This is a genomic window from Streptococcus sp. DFI.7.26 (assembly GCF_022240605.1).
GTDB lineage: Bacteria > Bacillota > Bacilli > Lactobacillales > Streptococcaceae > Streptococcus > Streptococcus xiaochunlingii.
This window is the reverse complement of sequence record NZ_JAKOGN010000028.1, coordinates 1-2157: the sequence shown is the minus strand read 5'-3', so window position 1 is coordinate 2157 and position 2157 is coordinate 1. Positions and strand designations below refer to the sequence as shown.

General features: G+C 34.3%; 2 protein-coding genes. Both read left to right on the top strand.

What is annotated here, in order from left to right; translation table 11 throughout:
• The coding region (locus L0M85_RS09675) for an LPXTG cell wall anchor domain-containing protein (RefSeq protein WP_238656931.1) at positions 1-232 on the top strand (232 nt) is incomplete at its 5' end.
• Positions 233-655: 423 nt separating this feature from the next.
• Positions 656-2157, top strand: a 1502-nt coding sequence (locus L0M85_RS09670) for an Ig-like domain-containing protein (protein WP_238656932.1), incomplete at its 3' end; no start/stop codon positions are given.

Genomic DNA, 2157 nt, shown 5'->3' with positions numbered 1-2157 from the left:
AACTACTACAGTAAGTGAAGATACAACCACAACAACTACTACAGTAAGTGAAGATGCAACCACAACTACTACTACACCAGGAAACCCTGGTGGAAATGGAGATGGTAACAGTGGCGGACGCAAAGTCCTTCTCCCAAGTACAGGTGAAGTCGTAGCAACTGGCCTAGTATTCACAGGAGTACTTGTCCTATCAGGTGCTATTGTAATGAAACGTAAAATGTCTAATAACTAGCAGTCTGTATTTTAACTTACTAATTTATCTTAAAGTTTGACAAAAGGTTTTAAAAGGATTTACTTCTAATTTAGAGGTAAATCCTTTTTCTAATCCTTAACTCTTTAAAATAAACTTCAAAATTATTTTCTCCACTCTAATATATGCATCTCTATTAAATTTGGATATATAGCTCATCTCATCAATTTATACTATATTTTGATATGATTTTATAATATACAAACATATTTTGGGTTGATACTTTGTTTTATTTGTGATATAATTCACGTTATAGGAAAAGTTTAGTGTTAGACTAGGAGGAGGCTTGGTTAAGGTTTGTCTATAAAATTAACCTATATTACTAACTCGTCTTTCAGTTAGTAATTGACGCTACTTTATGTTATATTTATAAACTATCTTAAATTTATAAGAAGGATGTATATGATGAACAAAAAGAAAAAGTTTAGTATTTTCTCATTTTTGATCTTTGTATTGACAACTATTTTCGTATTTAGTTTGAATAAAATCTCTGCAGAAACTCCTGAGGTTTCAGTATCTGGAAAATTTGTTGATACAATCCAAAATATTAAAGTATCAAATAACGAAGGAGGTGTTCTCGACTGGGACTTGCAACAGTGGGCAACCTTCCGTATCAACGCTGATTATGATTTGTCTGGAAAAAATGTTAAAGCAGGTGATTCAACTGTAGTTACTGTTCCAGATGCTTTGATGATTACTAACACTTCGTTTCAAATTCTTGATATAAATACGAAGGAAGTTATCGCAAATGCTGAGGTAAGCCCAGATAATAAATCCATTACAATTACCTATACGGATTATGTTGAAAAACACTCAGATACCAGCGGATCATTCTTCTTTTACGCTCGTATCGATTTCAAAAAACACCCTCAAAAAGGTGAGGTTCCAGTAGAAATCACCATTAACAAAGAAACAAAAGTTGCTGGTAAAGTTTCATTTACTGGTATAGGTGATGGAAATCCTAGACTTCTAACAAAGACTAGTTGGGTAAACGCAGGGGACCAAAGGGAAGTCCAATACACGATTTCCGTCAATCGTACAAAGCAAAATATTAAGAATGCCACACTCGAAGATCACTTACAATTTACGAATGCTTCATACGAAAAAGATAGCATTAAAATTATTAAAGGTAAATTCTCTTATGATACTGGCGAATGGGTATTCTCTGATAGAGTTGATGTAACAGACCAACATAAGATTACAATTAGCGAAGATGGTCAATCATTTGTTATCGATTTAGGTGATGTTACTGAAAATGACCAATATCGTATTTCTTATAATGTTCGTTTAAATTATGATCCAGCCGACGGAGAGGTCTTGAAAAATGAAGCAACTCTTAAAGGTCTAGGTATTGAAACCAAAAATGTAACTAATGCTGCTGCCGTTCAAATTGCTGGAGGTGCTGGTGTTGGCTATGTTTACTCAATCAATATTCATAAAGTCGATGATGCTAACCAACCACTTAAAGGTGCTAAGTTTAGAGTTGTTCGTCAAGCTAATAATCAAGTTATCGGTGAGTTTGAATCAGACGAAAATGGTAATATTGCCGTTGGTAAACTGTTAAAAGATAAATATATCTTAACTGAAATTGAAGCCCCTTCAGGTCATATCATCAAAGAAGCTGATACTGTGGTTAATGTTGAAGATTTTGGAGCAGACCATTCAGTGACCAAAACGATTGTGAATCCGAAGGAAGAAATTACTTCTACAACAACTACAACCACTACAACTACAACTGAAGAAACCACAACTACTTCAACAACAACTACAACTGAAGAACCGACTACATCTTCAACTTCGACTACAACTACAACTGAAGAGCCTACAACTACTTCAACAACTACAACTGAAGAGCCTACAACTACTTCAACAACTACAACTGAAGAGCCTACAACTACTTCAACAAC